General features: G+C 73.5%; 14 protein-coding genes, 1 tRNA gene and 1 pseudogene. 12 read left to right on the forward strand and 4 right to left on the reverse strand.

Going from position 1 to position 15,492, the window contains the following annotated elements; all coding sequences use genetic code 11:
* Positions 1-9 precede the first annotated feature (9 nt).
* The 6 genes from BUS84_RS27620 to BUS84_RS27645 all read left to right on the forward strand — a co-directional run bounded on the left by BUS84_RS27620 (position 10) and on the right by BUS84_RS27645 (position 5,905).
* Positions 10-807: a DUF4129 domain-containing protein gene (locus BUS84_RS27620; RefSeq protein ID WP_074319170.1), complete on the forward strand. Its 798-nt coding sequence runs from the start codon at positions 10-12 to the stop codon at positions 805-807.
* Positions 804-1,385: a hypothetical protein gene (locus BUS84_RS27625; protein ID WP_074316873.1), complete on the forward strand. Its 582-nt coding sequence runs from the start codon at positions 804-806 to the stop codon at positions 1,383-1,385. Before BUS84_RS27620 ends, BUS84_RS27625 begins: the two co-directional genes overlap by 4 nt.
* Positions 1,385-2,392 (forward strand): AAA family ATPase, encoded by a 1,008-nt coding sequence (locus BUS84_RS27630; protein ID WP_074316875.1) that lies wholly within the window; start codon positions 1,385-1,387, stop codon positions 2,390-2,392. Before BUS84_RS27625 ends, BUS84_RS27630 begins: the two co-directional genes overlap by 1 nt.
* Complete coding sequence (locus tag BUS84_RS27635; RefSeq protein ID WP_074316877.1) at positions 2,392-3,825, forward strand: DUF58 domain-containing protein; 1,434 nt, start codon at positions 2,392-2,394, stop codon at positions 3,823-3,825. Before BUS84_RS27630 ends, BUS84_RS27635 begins: the two co-directional genes overlap by 1 nt.
* A gap of 84 nt (positions 3,826-3,909) precedes the next feature.
* Positions 3,910-4,470, forward strand: coding sequence for a hypothetical protein (locus tag BUS84_RS27640; RefSeq protein WP_425293510.1), 561 nt, complete (start codon positions 3,910-3,912; stop codon positions 4,468-4,470).
* A 103-nt stretch (positions 4,471-4,573) separates the two neighbouring features.
* Positions 4,574-5,905 carry an NAD(P)/FAD-dependent oxidoreductase gene (locus tag BUS84_RS27645; protein ID WP_074316881.1) on the forward strand — a complete coding sequence of 444 codons (1,332 nt, stop codon included), beginning with the start codon at positions 4,574-4,576 and terminating at the stop codon, positions 5,903-5,905.
* Positions 5,906-5,986: 81 nt separating this feature from the next.
* On the opposite strand, the gene BUS84_RS27650 is transcribed toward BUS84_RS27645, so the two are convergent.
* Positions 5,987-7,861, reverse strand: coding sequence for a DUF6311 domain-containing protein (locus BUS84_RS27650; protein WP_143728528.1), 1,875 nt, complete (start codon positions 7,859-7,861; stop codon positions 5,987-5,989).
* A 101-nt stretch (positions 7,862-7,962) separates the two neighbouring features.
* Here BUS84_RS27650 and BUS84_RS27655 point away from each other — a divergent pair.
* The 4 genes from BUS84_RS27655 (at position 7,963) to BUS84_RS27670 (ending at position 10,244) form a co-directional block, all read left to right on the forward strand.
* Positions 7,963-8,046 (forward strand) — tRNA-Leu (locus BUS84_RS27655).
* A gap of 111 nt (positions 8,047-8,157) precedes the next feature.
* Complete coding sequence (locus BUS84_RS27660; RefSeq protein ID WP_074316883.1) at positions 8,158-8,973, forward strand: Bax inhibitor-1/YccA family protein; 816 nt, start codon at positions 8,158-8,160, stop codon at positions 8,971-8,973.
* Positions 8,974-9,118: 145 nt separating this feature from the next.
* Positions 9,119-9,877, forward strand: a complete 759-nt coding sequence (locus tag BUS84_RS27665; protein WP_074316884.1) for a Bax inhibitor-1/YccA family protein — start codon at positions 9,119-9,121, stop codon at positions 9,875-9,877.
* A 46-nt stretch (positions 9,878-9,923) separates the two neighbouring features.
* Positions 9,924-10,244: a hypothetical protein gene (locus BUS84_RS27670; RefSeq protein WP_074316886.1), complete on the forward strand. Its 321-nt coding sequence runs from the start codon at positions 9,924-9,926 to the stop codon at positions 10,242-10,244.
* Positions 10,245-10,256: 12 nt separating this feature from the next.
* Here the strand turns inward: BUS84_RS27670 and BUS84_RS27675 are convergent, their stop codons facing one another.
* The 3 genes and pseudogenes from BUS84_RS27675 to BUS84_RS27685 all read right to left on the reverse strand — a co-directional run.
* Positions 10,257-11,519: an acetyl-CoA C-acetyltransferase gene (locus BUS84_RS27675; RefSeq protein WP_074316888.1), complete on the reverse strand. Its 1,263-nt coding sequence runs from the start codon at positions 11,517-11,519 to the stop codon at positions 10,257-10,259.
* Between the two features lie 78 nt (positions 11,520-11,597).
* On the reverse strand, positions 11,598-12,410 hold the full coding sequence (locus BUS84_RS27680; RefSeq protein WP_074316890.1) for an SGNH/GDSL hydrolase family protein: 813 nt from the start codon (positions 12,408-12,410) through the stop codon (positions 11,598-11,600).
* Positions 12,393-13,459, reverse strand: a pseudogene (locus BUS84_RS27685) (SGNH/GDSL hydrolase family protein); the annotation flags it as partial. The pseudogene BUS84_RS27685 and the gene BUS84_RS27680, both read right to left, overlap by 18 nt.
* 150 nt (positions 13,460-13,609) lie before the next feature.
* Between BUS84_RS27685 and BUS84_RS27690 the strand changes: the two are divergent.
* Together BUS84_RS27690 and BUS84_RS27695 are read left to right on the forward strand one after the other, a co-directional pair.
* A complete protein-coding gene (locus BUS84_RS27690) occupies positions 13,610-13,966 on the forward strand; it encodes a YkvA family protein (protein ID WP_074316895.1) in 357 nt (118 codons plus the stop codon).
* Between the two features lie 72 nt (positions 13,967-14,038).
* Positions 14,039-15,409, forward strand: coding sequence for a cystathionine beta-synthase (locus BUS84_RS27695; RefSeq protein WP_074316897.1), 1,371 nt, complete (start codon positions 14,039-14,041; stop codon positions 15,407-15,409).
* Positions 15,410-15,492: the final 83 nt, after the last annotated feature.

Below are 15,492 nucleotides of genomic sequence, written 5' to 3' on the forward strand. Positions count from 1 at the left end.
GCGGTGGCCATGACGGACGGAACGCGCCCGCCCACGCCGTACCCCGCCGGCGAGCCTGGGGTGCTGCGCCAGGTGCTCGGCCTGCTCCGCCGATGGTGGCCGGTGGGTGCGGTCGCCGTCCTGCTCGCCGGGGCTGCGCTGGCGTCCGCGCATTCGTCGATCGGGGCCAGCCGGATCCCCCCGGTGGAACAGGTCCCGTGGGTTCCCGAGTACCCGACCGCCGAGCCGCCGGCGTCGATTCCGGTGGAGCCGCGCGACGCCGGCGAGGTCACTCAGGCGCACATCCCGCAGTGGATCGCCACAGTGGCGATGGTGCTGCTCGGGCTGGCCATCGTCGTTGTGTTCGGTTACCTCGCCTGGATCCTCATTCGCGGCGCGGTGCGCCGTACCACCCGGGCACTGCCGGCGCAGCGGGCCCGGCGTACGGCCGAGGGCACCGCCCGCGAGGTGGTCGCCGCCCTCGACGCCGGCCTGGTGGAGCTGGACGACCGGGACACCGATCCCCGGGTCGCGGTGATCGCCTGCTGGGTGCGCCTGGAGGAGGCCGCCGCCACGGCCGGTGTTCCCCGGCGGACCGGCGACACCCCCACCGACCTGGTCACCCGGCTGCTGCGCGGCGACCCGTCGGCCGGGGTGCCGGCGATCGTCAGCGCCGACGTGCTGGCCGAATTCGCGCACGTCTACCGGGAGGCCCGGTACGCGACCCGCCCGGTCGACGAACGCACCCGCGACCAGGCCCGAGCCGCGCTGCGCCGGCTGCGCCACGAACTGGCCACGGTGGCCCCCAGCCCGGAGGTGCCGGCTTGAGCAGCACCAGCATCGACGACCTGCTCGCCTTCGAGGAGGAACCGGCACGGGCCGACCCGCAGTCGCGTGGCGGTCGGGCCCGCCTGGTGCTGCGCTCGCTCGCGGTCGCGGCCGCGCTGGTCGCGGTGCTGCTCGCCGGGCTGCGCGCGGTCGGCCTCCAGGTCTCCCTGCCCGTGCTGATCGCCGGGGTGCTCGCCGTGCTGGCGGTCCGCCGGGTCACCGGCCTGCTCGCGCCGCCGCCCCCGCCGCCGGGCGGCCGGATGGCGACGGGCGAGGAGGACGGCAGCTACAACTGGGGCGCCCGGGACGCGCTGCGCACCGCGGTCAACCGCTGGGAATGGCCGCTCGACTGGTCCACGACGCGACCCGAACGCTTCACCGGAGTGGTCCTGCCCCGGATCGCTGAACTGGCCGACGAGCGGATGCGCCTGAAGCACGGCGTCACCCGCGAATCGGACCCGGCCCGCGCCCATGTCCTGCTGGGCGAGCGGCTGTGGACGTTCCTGGAGAGCCCGCCTCGCCGCCCCCCGTCGCCGCGCGACCTCGCGGTGATCGTCGCCGAACTGGAGAAGATCTGATGAACGACGTGGACCCGAGCATGCCCGCCGCCGAGGTCGGCCGTCTGGCCCGGGCGGTGCTGGACGCGGTCGGCACCGTCGTGGTCGGCAAGCGGGACGCGTTGGAGCTGGTCCTCGCCGGCATCCTGGCCGGTGGGCACGTCCTGCTGGAGGACCTACCGGGTCTGGGTAAGACGCTCACCGCCCGCTCCTTCGCCCAGGCGCTCGGGCTGGACTTCCGGCGGCTCCAGTTCACCCCGGACCTGCTCCCCGCCGACGTCACCGGCTCGTTCCTCTACGACCAGCGCAACGGCGACTTCACCTTCCGGGCGGGCCCGGTCTTCACCAACCTGCTCCTCGCCGACGAGATCAACCGGACGCCCCCGAAGACCCAGTCCGCGCTGCTGGAGGCGATGCAGGAGAAGCAGGTCTCCGTGGAGGGGGTGACCTACAAGCTGGACGAGCCGTTCCACGTGCTGGCCACCGCCAACCCGATCGAGTACGAGGGCACCTATCCGCTGCCCGAGGCGCAGCTGGACCGGTTCCTGCTCCGGGTCTCCTTCGGCTACCCGGAGCACGAAGAGGAGTGGGAGGTGCTGCGCCGCCGGATGGGCCGCCGCCGCGAGGAGGCGGAGATCAAGCCGGTGGTGGACGCGGGCACCCTGCGGGCGATGCAGGCAGCCCTGGAGGACGTGGTGGTGGAGGACTCCATCGGCCGCTACATCGTTGCGCTCACCGCGGCCACCCGGGAGCACCCGTCGGTGCTGGTCGGCGCGTCGCCGCGCGGCTCGCTGGCGCTGTTGCTGCTGGCCCGGGTCCGTGCCGTGTTCGGCGGCCGGGACTACGTGGTGCCGGAGGACGTCAAGGAGGTGGCGGCGCCCGCGCTGGCCCACCGGATCACCCTGCGCCCGGAGATGTGGCTGCGCCGGGTCGACCCGGCGTTCGTGGTCGGTGAGGTGCTGGAGGGCACCCCGGCGCCGGCCAGCGGCGCGCTGCCCAGCTACGCCGCCGGCGGGCCCCGACGCTGATGACCGGACCGACCGTGCCCGCGCAGCGATCCGCCGAGCCGGAGCCGTCCACCGGCTGGGCGCCCACCTGGGCACTCGGCCGGGCGGTGCTGCTCGCCGGCCTGTTGCTGGTGGCGGGGGTGCTGCTGGGGCGGGTCGACCTGATCGTGCTGGCCGCCCCGTTCGCGCTCGGCACCGCGTACGCGCTGCGCCGCCGGCCCTCCGCGCTCCCGCAGGTGTGGATCACCCCGGGTGACGACGGGCCGATGGTCGAGGGCGGCGAGGTGACGGCGGCGGTGAGCGTCGGCAACCCGGACACGGTCGACTACGACCTGGTGGTGGTGCGGTCCCGGGTCTCTCCATGGCTGCGGATCGAGCGGGCCGGCTTCGGCCTCGACGCGTCGTCCGGCGACGCGACGCCCAGCGGTGGTGCGGCACCGGCCGACGCCACGGGGCGCTCCGTCGCCGACCGGCCGTTCGTGACGTCGGTGCCCAGGGCGACGGCGGTGGACCTCGAACTGGCCGGCAGGGCCCTGCGCTGGGGTCGGCACCCGGTCGGTCCGGCCGGCGCGCGGGTCGCCACGGCGGGTGGTCTGCTGGTCTCCCGGGCGGTGATCACCGAGCCGGTCCGGGTCCGGGTCTATCCGCGAACCGAACCGTTCGAGGCGGTGGAGGCGATGCCGCGAGCCGCCGGCCTGGTCGGAGCGCACCACTCCCGGCGGCCCGGGGAGGGTGGCGAGCTGGCCGGCGTCCGGATCTTCGGGCCCGGTGACCGGTTGCGCCGCATCGACTGGCGGGTGTCGCTTCGTGCCCGGCAACTGCACGTGGCGGCCACCCTCTCCGACCGGGACGCCGAGGTGGTGGTGCTGCTCGACGTGCTCGCCGAGGCGGGCCGCTCGGGTGGGGTGGGCGGCGCGGCTTCCGTGCTGGACACCACGGTGCGGGCCACCGCCGCGATCGCCGAGCACTATCTGCACCGGGGCGACCGGGTCTCGCTGCTGGAGTACGGGCCGGCGGCCCGACGCCTGCGCCCGGCCGCCGGCCGCCGGCAGTACCTGACCGTGCTGGAGTGGCTGCTCGACGTACGCGCCGAATCCTCCCCGCACGAGCCGTACGACCAGGTGTTCGGCCCGCAGCTGCTCTCCTCGGACGCGCTGGTGGTGGTGCTCACCCCGCTGCTGGACGAGCGGTCGGCGCAGATGCTGGCCCGGCTGGCCCGCGCCGGGCGGTTCGTGGTGGCGGTCGACACGCTGCCGGCCGACCTGACGCCGCCGAAGGACCGGGGCTGGGCCGAGGTGGCGTACCGGCTGTGGCGGCTGGACCGGGAAATCATGATCGGGCAGCTCCGGGAGCACGGTGTCCCCGTGGTGCGCTGGGCGGGCGCCGGAAGCCTCGACCAGGTGCTGCGGGATGTCGCACGGCTGGCGATGGCACCGCGGGTCGGTGCCCGGTGAGCGCGAGGAGTGAGCTTGCAAGCCCCGCAGTCGCGAACGAAGGCGAATTCCGGTGAGCGCGAGGAGTGAGGGCGGAAACAGATGATCGACGCCGTCACCGGACGGGTCAGGGCGGCCCAGAACGCCTTCGCCCGGATCAGCCCCGCCCCGCTCATGGTTCGGGCCGGGATCTTCGTCACCGTGCTGGCCGGGTTCGCGGTGGCGTTCCCCGCCGAGGTGCTGTCCGGCCGGCCGCTCCTCTTCATGGCGGTGGCCGCGCTGCTGCCCGCGGTGGGTCCGCGTCGGGTCTGGCCGACCTTCGCGGCGCTGGTCACGGTCGGCGGCTGGCTGCTCGCCACCGACGGTTACGGCCGGCCGGTGGCGCTCTGGCGGCTGCTCGCCCTCGCCGCGCTGCTCTACCTGGGGCACACCCTCTGCGCGCTGGCCGCGCTGCTGCCCTACGACGCGGTGCTGGATCCGGAGCTGATCACCCGATGGCTGCTGCGGGCGGCCGCGGTGCTGCTGGGTACCGCCGTGCTGGGGGTGCTGCTGTTGCAGGTGGCGGGTTTGGGCGGGGAGAGCGGCCACCAGTGGGTGACCGTGCTCGGTCTGCTCGTCGCGGTGGGGATCGCCGCGTTGCTGGGCTGGCTGCTGCGACGCAAATAGCCCCGTGGGGTGCCAGGGTTACGCAGGTCACACGGGTTGTGCTCCGTCACAGATGAGGGCCGCAAGCGGGATTACCTGAGCCGACCGGGGAAAGATAGATGACGTGAATCCGAAGCGGATCCTTGTGGTGGGTGCCGGGCACGTCGGTCTCTATGCGGCCCTGCGCCTTTCGAAGAAGCTCAGCTCCCGTGAGGCTGAGGTCATCGTGGTGGACCCCCAGCCGCACATGACGTACCAGCCGTTCCTGCCCGAGGCAGCGGCGGGCAACATCTCCCCGCGGCACTCCGTGGTGCCGCTGCGACGGGAGTTGCGGCGGTGCACGGTTGTGGCGGGCACGGTCACCCGTGTCGAACACGAACGCAAGGTGGCCACCGTGCAGCCGATCGTCGGCCCGGCCCGGGAGATCGCGTACGACCACGTGATCGTGGCGCCGGGTTCGGTGTCCCGGACGCTGCCGATCCCCGGCCTGCACGAGCAGGGCATCGGGTTCAAGACCATCGGCGAGGCGATCTACCTCCGCAACCACGTGCTGGACCGGCTGGACGTGGCTGCCGTCACCCCGGACCCCGAGGTTCGCCGTTCTGCGCTGACCTTCACCTTCGTCGGTGGTGGGTACGCCGGCATCGAGGCGCTCGCCGAGATGGAGGACATGGCCCGGGACGCCATGCGCTACTACCCGGAGCTGAAGCCCGAGGAGATGCGCTGGGTGCTGGTCGAGGCCACCCAGCGGGTGCTGCCCGAGGTGGACCGGGACATGGGCGCCTACACGGTGCAGCAGCTGCTCAAGCGGAACATGGACATCCGGTTGGACACCAGGCTGGAGTCCTGCATCGACGGGGTGGTCAAGCTCTCCGACGGCGACAGCTTCCGCTCCGACACGATCGTCTGGACGGCCGGCGTGAAGCCGTCGCCGATGCTGGACGCCACCGACTTCCCGCGCGACGACCGCCGGCGGGTCACCTGCCTGCCGACTCTCCAGGTAGTCGACGGTGACCGGGTGGTCGAGGGCGCGTGGAGCGCCGGCGACTGCGCGGCGGTGCCCGACCTGACCAAGGAGCCGGGCAACTTCTGCTCGCCGAGCGCCCAGCACGCGGTGCGTCAGGCCGCCCGGATGGCCGACAACATCGCGGCGGTGATCCGGGGCCGCGAGCCGGTCGACTACAAGCACAAGCACGTCGGCAGCGTCGCCAGCCTCGGCCTGCACAAGGGCGTCGCCCAGGTGTACGGCGTCAAGATGACCGGCTGGCCGGCCTGGTTCATGCACCGGACGTACCACATGAGCCGGATCCCGTCGTTCAACCGCAAGATTCGGGTGGTGGTGGACTGGTCGCTGGCGTTCTTCCTCAAGCGTGAGGTGGTCGCCCTGGGCCAGCTGCACGACCCGCGCGAGGAGTTCGTCGAGGCGTCCCAGCCGGTCGGCGCCCCCCGCGTCTGACCCAGCTGCAAAGAAAGGGCCCCTTCCCGCCGTTTCCGGTGGGAGGGGGCCCTTTCTCACATCCGATCCGGGTCCGGGCGGTCAGACCCGCCAGATCCAGGCGTCGGCGATCCGGGTGGCCGGGCCATAGAGCTGCTCCAGGGTCGCGCGCAGGCTCTCCGCGTGGGGGGCGTCGTCCGCCAGCGCCACACAGGAGGCGCCCCAGAAGTCCGCGTCCCGGGTGGCCTGCCGGCGCTGCTCGTCGCCGATGGCCGGCTGGTCGCCGCGCCGCGCGACGTCCGCCAGCAGGGCGGAGGTGGGCTGCTTGAAGGTGCCCATCGCCGCAGTGCCGCCCCGCCCGTACGGCCCGATGAAGAATCCCTCGGGCAGACCGAAGCCGGCGTCGGCGGCGGCCGCCCAGCGCATCGGCCACGGTTCCTTGGGCGTGGGCAGCGGCACCGGGACCAGCACCCCGCCGGGGCGGACGCACTGCCGCCAGTGCCCGCCTGTGATGAACTCCGGCAGGGCGGGCCGCTCGGCGGTCGGCAGCGGGGTCGGGAAGATCGGCAGCAGTGCCGCGACGACGGCCAGCGGCACCAGCCGCCGCGCCCGACCGGTGCTTCGGAGGGCCTTGTCGAGTGCGAGCACCAGCAGCGTCGCGACGATCGGGAGCAGCGCCAGGCCGAACCGCATCGGCAGCGCGCCGTCCACCACCGGCAGACCGGCCAGCAGGGCGTACGGGCCGGGCAGCGCCGTCCTGGTGCCGCCGAGCACCACCTCCGGGCCGAGCGAGAGCGCGCCCATCACCAGCGCCGCGACCACGCAGGCGAGCACCAGCCGGCGCCGCCCCACCCAGACCCAGATTGTGCAGACCGCGGTGACCAGCAGCAGCGGCAGGCCGAGGAAAGTGTTGTACTCAGCCGGGCCGGTGGTCAGCCGGGCGGACCCGGCGCTGCCGGCCACCGACAAGGGGGAGACGGTCCACCAGCTGCTCAGGTCGGCGGAGAAGTAGGCCGGACTGAACATCCCGTCGGCGACTCCCTGCGGCCCGGCGAACTGGAACCACAGCGGATATCCGAGCACCAGCAGGGCCAGCCCGGCGGCGACCGCCAGCCCGCCGGCGAAGGTGGGCAGCGCCCGGCGGGCCAGGTCCCGGTCCGCCACGGCGTAGCTGACCGCCATCACCAGCAGCGTGACGGCGGCGAGGAAGAGCACCTCCTCGCCGATGAAGACCTGCGCGGTGACCGCCGTGGCCAGCCCGGCCGCGGAGCTGAGCATGCGCCGCCGGTCCGGTCCGGCGGGCAGCGCGCAGTCGGACCCGGCGCGGTTGGCGGGTGGCGTGGGCCCCGGGTCGGACGCCCGCAGCAGCCGGACCACCAGCCAGACGATCACCGGCACCAGCCACTGGGCGGTCATGTGCAGATGGCTGTTGGTCTGCGAGATCATGCCGGGGCCGAACCCGCACAGCGCTCCGCCGAGGGCGGCGGCGAGCCGGCGGGCGCGCATCGCCCGGTGGAACAGCAGGTACCAGGCGACGGCAGTGCCGGCCAGGTTGACGGCGGCGAGCAGCGCGAAGGTGACCGGGGCGCCGAGCAGCAGGGTGATCGGCGCGCAGACGATGCCGAGCGCGATGACCGTGGTGTTGGCCATCAGGTTGACCCCGTCGGGGGCGTTGAGCCGGTCGGTGAGCAGGCTGAAGTCGCCGAGCAACGCTCGCGCGTCGACCGCGAGGAACCACTCGTAGAGGGCCTGGTCCTCGGGGTTCAGCGCCAGCGTCCGGCCGGCCGGGTCGGGCCACAGTCCGTGGGTGAGCCAGCCGGCCACCACCGTGCAGATCAGCGCGACGAGCAGGTCCGCCCGGTGGCGGCGGACGGCGGCCAGCAGCCGGACGGCCCAGGCTTGGCGGTTGACCTGATCGGCGAGGCGGAAGGCCTGCTCAGGGGCGGCGTCGGGGGCCGTAGGGGCTGCGCTGCTCACGGCATCGACCCTAATGCGGCCTGCCTGGCGGGGTACGCCGGGTCGCCGCGAACCGGCTACGGTGACACTGCACCGTGCGTGTCGGCGCGCCGGTGTCACCCGCCCGGGTGGTGGAACGGCAGACACGGCCGCCTTAAAAGCGGCTGCCGCAAGGCGTGCGGGTTCGACCCCCGCCCCGGGCACCAGCGGGCGCGGGCGCGGACACATTCTCATTCGTGATCACCAGGAGTTGGTTGGGCCGTTTACTCTTGGAGGGCACGTTCACGTGCAAACGACCCCCTGAGGGAGGCCAGACAGTGAAGACCTCGAACCCGGTGCTCGCCCGGCTCGGCCAGGCGGCCGAGCGGGAGCGTTCCGCCGGGTACGCCCCGACCGGGCCGTACGGACAGCCCGGCATTCCCCAGCAGTACCCGTCCCAGGCCGGTTACCCGGCAGCGCCGCCGACCGTGGCGCCCATGACCGTCGACGACGTGGTGGTCAAGACCGTCGCCCTGCTCGGCATCCTCGGCATCTCCGCCGCGGCCGCCTGGGTGCTCGTGCCCGACGCGCTGGTCGGTGTCGCCTGGATCGGCGCGGCGGTCGTCGGCCTGGTGCTCGGCCTGATCATCTCGTTCTCCCGGATGGCCAACCCGGCGCTGGTCATCACGTACGCGGTCGTCGAGGGCGTCTTCGTCGGCATGGTCAGCAAGGCGTTCGAGACGGCGTACGACGGCATCGTGCTCCAGGCCGCGGCGGCCAGCTTCGGCATCTTCTTCCTGATGGCGATGCTCTACCGGGCGAAGGTCATCCGGGCCACCCCGGCCTTCGTCAAGGGCATGATCGCGGTGATGACCGGCCTCTTCGCGGTCATGCTGATCAACCTGGTGCTGGCCCTGTTCGGCGTCAACACCGGCCTGCGCGACGGCAGCCCGCTGGCGATCGGCTTCAGCCTGGTGTGCATCGTGGTCGCCTCGCTGAGCTTCGTGCTCAGCTTCAAGGAGATCGAGGACGGCGTCCGGATGGGCCTGCCGCAGCGCTACTCCTGGACGGCCGCCTTCGGCATCCTGGTCAGCCTGGTCTGGCTCTACATCGAGATCCTCCGACTGCTGAGCTACTTCCAGGGCGACGACTGACCTCGTCCGCGCTGCTGACCGGCGCCCGCCCCCGCTCCTGCGGGGGCGGGCGCCGTCGTCTGCGCCGGCCATGCCGTTTACCCGCCGCCGCCGGTCCGCCCGGGGCAGAGTGACTGCGAGGGGTACGCGGGCGAAGGAGGCGGCGGTGCGGAGCAACAACCCGGTGCTCAACCGGCTGGACGAGACCGGCCGGTTGGAGGCCCGGGTGCTCGGTGCCCGCGACGTCGAGGCGATGACCGTCGATGACGTGGTGGTCCGCACCGTCGGGTTGCTGCTGCTCACCGGCGCGGCCGCGGCGGTCTCCTGGGCGGTGGTGCCGGAGGCGGCCTGGGTGCCCGCCGCGCTGGCCGGTAGCGCGCTCGCCTCGATCGCGCTGGTCCTGGTCATCTCGCTGCGCGGGATCACCAACCCGGTGCCGATCGTCGGCTACGCCCTGCTCCAGGGGCTGCTGCTGGGGGTGGCCAGCCGTGCCTTCGAGCTGGTCTATCCGGGCATCGTGGTGCAGGCGGTGGCCGGCACCTTCGGCGTCTTCCTCGGCATGGCCGCGCTCTACCGGGCCCGGATCATCCGGGCGACGCCCCGGCTGGCCCGCCTGGTGATCGGCGCGCTGCTCGGCATCGCCGTGCTCAGCGTGGTCAACCTGGTGTCGTACCTGATCTCGGGGCGGCCGGGGCTGGCGGTCTACAGCGTCAGTGGCGAGGTCGGCTGGCTGCCGTACGCCTTCTCGGTCGTGGCCATCATCGCCGGCGCGCTCAGCTTCATCCTCGATTTCGACCTCGTCGAGCGCTCGGTGCGCGACGGCCGACCCCGCCGGTACGCGTGGCTGAGCGCGTTCGGCCTGCTCACCGGGCTGGTCTTCCTCTACTGGCAGCTGCTGCGGCTGCTCAGCTACCTGCGCCGCTGACCGGCCCGACGTCCCGCGGCCGGCGCCGGCCGTAGACTCGGCGGCGATGAGCGCAGCGGAGTTGGACCAGGCCGTGCAGTTGCTGGTCCGTCAGGTCGGGCACTGGCAGCAGCCCCGCTGGGCGGCGGCCGCGACCACTGGCAACATGTCCCGCGCCGACCTGGTGCACCGGCTCGTGCAGGAGATCGCCAACCTGGCCGCCGACGCCGAGGGCGAGCCTCGCCGGGTGGTGCCCCGGCTGGACAACGACCTGGCCCTGCCCGACCAGGTACGCGTGGTGGTGGCGGACCTGATCACCGCCGGGCCGGGTGCCGAGGTGCTGGCGCGGGCCGCCGCCGAGGTGACGGCGACCCGCAGCGCGCTATGAGGGACTGTCGGCTCAGCTGAGCCGCTCCAGCACCATGGCCATGCCCTGACCGCCGCCGACGCACATGGTCTCCAGACCGATGGTCTTGTCGTGCCACTCGAGTGCGTTGAGCAGGGTGCCGGTGATCCGGGCGCCGGTCATGCCGAACGGGTGGCCGACGGCGATCGCGCCGCCCATCACGTTCAGCTTCTCCTCCGGGATGCCCAGCTCCCGGTAGGAGGGGATGACCTGCGCGGCGAACGCCTCATTAATCTCGACCAGGTCGACGTCGTCGATGGTCATGCCGGCCCGGCGCAGCGCCTGCCGGGACGCCTCGACCGGACCGAGGCCCATGATCTCCGGCGACAGCGCGGTCACGCCGGTGGAGACGATCCGGGCCAGCGGGGTCAGCCCGAGCTCCTCAGCTCGCTGCGCGCTCATCACCACCACGGCGGCGGCGCCGTCGTTGAGCGGGCAGCAGTTGCCGGCGGTGATCCGCCCGTCCGGACGGAACACCGGCTTCAGGCCGGCCACGCCCTCCAGGGTGACGCCCGCCCGTGGGCCGTCGTCGGTGCTCACCACTGTGCCGTCCGGCGTGGTGACCGGGGTGATCTCCCGGGCCCAGAAGCCGTCGGCGATGGCCTTCTCGGCGAGGTTCTGGCTGCGGACGCCGAACGCGTCCATGTCGGCGCGGGTGACGTCGTACACCTGGGCCAGGTTCTCCGCGGTCTGCCCCATGGTCAGGTAGATGTCCGGCTGCTCGCCGGACTCGCGCGGGTCGGCCCACACCTCGGCGCCGCCCTGCGCGCGACGCTTCGACCGCTCAGCGGCCGCCGCGAAGCGCGGGTTCTCCCAGCCGCCGCCGACGAGCGCCTGCGCCTCCGGGGGCAGCCCGTCGGAGCTGCCCCGGGCGTACCGGGAAACCATCTCCACGCCGGCGGAGATGAACACGTCGCCCTCGCCGGCCCGGATCGCGTGCATGGCCATCCGGGTGGTCTGCAAGGAGGAGGCGCAGTAGCGGGTCAGCGTGGCGGCGGGCACGGTGTCCAGCCCGAGCAGCGTGGCCACCACCCGGCCCATGTTGAAGCCCTGCTCGCCACCGGGCAGGCCGCACCCGAGGTAGAGGTCGTCGATCGTGGTCGGGTCGAGCTGGGGGATCTTGTCCAGGGCCGCCTGGACGATGGTCGCGGCGAGGTCGTCGGAGCGGACATCGCGCAGGGACCCCTTGTGCGCCCGGCCGATGGGGGAGCGGGCGGTGGCGACGATGACGGCGTCGCGGGACGACTCAATCGGCATGGAACCACGTTAACCCGCCGGTAACTTGGCGCGGAAGAAGCCGGCCCGGCGGGAAATGTCACCCCGAGCCCGGTCGATCTAGCGCCGCGAGGCGACCGCCGCAGCGGCCGCGACGGCGGGGAGCAGGGCGTGCGCCCACACCCGGTAGCCGTCGGCGGAGGGATGGAAGCCGTCGTGGCAGAACGTCCCCGCGTCGGCCCGGAACACCGGCCCGGTCTCGGTGCCCAGATCGACCACCGCGCCGCCAGCATCCAGCACGGCCGTGGTCTGGGCGCGGGCCACGCGGCGCCCGGACCAGCCGACGAGCTGGCGCAACGGGGGCGCGAGGGCCCGTACGGCGCCGAGATCGGGGCAGGTGCCCACCACCACCTCGACCCCCGCCTCGCGCAGCCGGTGCACCGCCGCACCGAGATACGCCGCCGCGTCGGCGGGCCGGCGCAGCCCGGTGGCGTCGTTCGCCCCGATCAGGACCAGCGCAACGTCCGGCCGTTCGCCGAGCAGGGCTCGGGCCACCTGGGTGGTCAGGTCCGTCGAGCGGGACCCGGAGACGCCGACGCTGGACAGGTGCACCCGCCGCCCGGTCGGACCCTCGGCGAGCAGGTTGGCCAACTGCCCGCCGATGGTGTCCTCGAGCCGGTCGACGCCCACGCCCAACGCCGACGAGTCGCCGAGCAGCACCAGCCGCAGCGGCGGCGCGCCGGCCCGGCCGATCGTGGCTCGCAGCGCCAGCCCCAGCTCCGGCTGGGCGTAGCGCCGGTGCCGGGCGACGAACGCCTCGCCGGCCAGGACGGCAGCGCCGCCCACGGTGCCGGCGAGCAGCGAGAGCGCCGCCGCCCGACCCAGTCGGACCGGGAAACCGGCGGTCACGTCCCGCTCGCTGCGCTCGTTCATGCCAGTCCCTCCACTGTCGAGGTGTCCGGTGCGGCCCCGCGCTGCGGCACCGCACCGACACCGAAGAACGCCCGGCGGCGCAGCTGCGCCCACCGGCCGGCCGGCCCACGGTCGTGGCCCCGGACCTGGGTGCCGCTGACCTCCGTGCCGGCGTGCCGGGCCGCCTCCTGCGCGGCCTCCGGCAGCGACCGTACGCCCTCGCCCGGTGTCGGTGTGACCCGTCGTTCCTGCCCCGCGCCGAGTGCGGAGAGCATCGTCGGCAGCAGCGCGGCGGCGGCCACCGCGTACCCCTCGGCGGAGGGATGGAACCGGTCCCAGGCGAACATCCGGTGCGGCTCGGCGGCGAAGCGGGGGCCGAGCAGGTCGCCGAGGGAGACCGTCCAGCCGCCCGCCTCGACCACGGCCACCGTCTGTGCGGCGGCGAGCTGTCGGCTCCACCGGTGCGCCAGCCAGCGCAGCGGTGGCTGGATCGGGCGGATCGCGCCCAGATCGGGGCAGGTGCCGACGACCACCTCGCAACCGGCGTCGCGCAGCGTGCGGACCGCCTCGACCAGGTAGCGCACGGCCAGCCCGCGCGGGGTGCGGTTGGTGATGTCGTTGCCGCCGATCAGGATCACCGCGATGTCGGGCTGGCGCTCCAGCGCCGCCTCCACCTGGTGCCGGAGCACTGCCGAGATGGCCCCGACCACCGCGAAACGGTGCAGCCGCACCGGCCGGTGCAGCCTCCGGGACAGGCCCGTGGCGAGCAGCGCGCCGGGCGTCTCCCGGCGGCGGTGCACCCCGTAGCCGGCCGCCGACGAGTCGCCGAGCACGACCATGGTGAGCGCCGGGCCGGGGAACTTCGCGCCGTACACGCCGTCACAGCGCGGCGGCGGCGCCTCGGCCATCGGGATGGTGCGCCGGGCCTGGCGGGCCTGGCCGAGCAGCACGCCGCCGGTCGCGATCGCGGCCGCCGCCGTGGCGCCCGTCCCGATGGCCGCCAGACGGGCGACCCGCCGGGCCTGCCGCCAGCGCGGATCAACGGGTACGACGGAACCAGCCACCCCCATACCACGACATTATCTCGCCGGGCCGACACGCCGCTGTCGTCGTGACGGCTCGCGGGTGCCTGGAAACCGACGCGACGGGGTACCTGTCCGGGGGAGGCCGGCCGACTTGCGCCGACCCGCCACGCTGATCCGGCGGAGAGGAGCGCGACGATGGGGAAGACACTGAAGCGCAGCGCGGCGTTCACGGCCCTGGTCCGGGCACTGGCGGCCGGGGCACGCGGCGGGCCGTCGCTGGGCGCCCGGTTGGCGGCGCTGCCCCGGATGATGCGGGCCACCGCCCGTGGGCAGTACGACGGCGGGCTCCGGCTGGCCCTGATGACCGCGGCGACGGCGTACATCGTGTCGCCGATCGACCTGCTCCCCGAGATCCCACTGGCGATCTTCGGGCTCGCCGACGACGCGGTCATGATCACTTGGCTGGCCGGGAGCGTGCTCGCCGAGACCGACCGCTTCCTGGAGTGGGAGGCCCGGCGCAGCTCGGTCATCCCCGGGGGGCTGGTGCCCTGACGGCACGTACCCTGGGCGGCGAGGAAACGTCTGCCCGGCCGCCGTCGCCGGCGCCGCAACGAAGGGCACACCGTGCAGTACTACGACAACGTCGTCGACATGATCGGCAACACCCCGCTGGTACGTCTGCGTAACGTTACCGAGGGCATCCAGGCCACCGTGCTCGCCAAGGTCGAGTACGTCAACCCGGGCGGCTCGGTGAAGGACCGGATCGCGCTGCGGATGGTGGAGGACGCCGAGGCGGCCGGCCTGCTCAAGTCCGGCGGTACCATCGTCGAGCCGACCAGCGGCAACACCGGCGTCGGCCTGGCCCTGGTGGCCCAGCTCAAGGGCTACCGCTGCGTCTTCGTCTGCCCCGACAAGGTCAGCCAGGACAAGCAGGACGTGCTCCGGGCGTACGGCGCCGAGGTGGTGGTCTGCCCGACCGCCGTCGCCCCGGAGGATCCGCGCTCGTACTACAACGTCTCCGACCGGCTGACCCGGGAGATCCCCGGCGCCTGGAAGCCCAACCAGTACAGCAACCCGGCCAACCCGCGCTCGCACTACGAGACGACCGGCCCGGAGCTGTGGAAGCAGACCGAGGGCGGGCTCACCCACTTCGTGGCGGGCGTCGGCACCGGCGGCACCATCTCCGGCATCGGCCGCTACCTCAAGGAGGCCTCCGAGGGCCGGGTGCGGATCATCGGGGCGGACCCGGAGGGCTCGGTCTACTCCGGCGGCACCGGCCGGCCGTACCTGGTGGAGGGCGTCGGTGAGGACTTCTGGCCGGAGACGTACGACCGGGGCATCGCCGACGAGATCGTCGAGGTCTCCGACAAGGCGTCCTTCGAGATGACCCGGCGGCTGGCCCGCGAGGAGGGGCTGCTGGTCGGCGGTTCCTGCGGGATGGCGGTGGTCGCCGCGCTGGAGGTGGCTCGCCGGGCCGGCCCGGACGACGTGGTGGTCGTGCTGCTGCCGGACGGCGGCCGGGGCTACCTTTCCAAGATCTTCAACGACTCGTGGATGGCCCGGTACGGCTTCCTCGACAACTCCGGCACCGAGCCGACGGTGGCCGACGCGCTGGCGGGCAAGCCGGGCGGGCTGCCCGAGTTGGTGCACGTGCACCCGACCGAGACGGTCCGCGACGCGATCGACTACATGCGCGAGTACGGCGTCTCGCAGCTGCCGGTGCTCAAGGCCGAGCCGCCGGTGGTGACCGGCGAGGTGGCCGGCTCCATCGCGGAGCGGGACCTGCTCGACGCGCTGTTCACCGGGCAGGCGCACCTGCACGACACCATCGAGCGGCACATGGGTGACCCGCTGCCGATGATCGGTGGTGGCCAGCCGGTCAGCGAGGCCGTCGGCCTGCTGGAGAAGTCCGACGCCGCCCTGGTCCTCGTCGACGGCAAGCCCAAGGGCGTCCTCACCCGCCAGGACCTCCTCGCCCACCTCGGCGCCCGCTGAGCGGTAAGGAAGGGCGCCTTCTTGACGCCCCGTCTAGAGCAGGGGCCCCTTGTTGACACGCTCGGCCGCCGGGCAGCCGGCGG

Origin of the sequence: Micromonospora cremea (assembly GCF_900143515.1) — a bacterium.
GTDB classification, from domain to species: domain Bacteria; phylum Actinomycetota; class Actinomycetes; order Mycobacteriales; family Micromonosporaceae; genus Micromonospora; species Micromonospora cremea.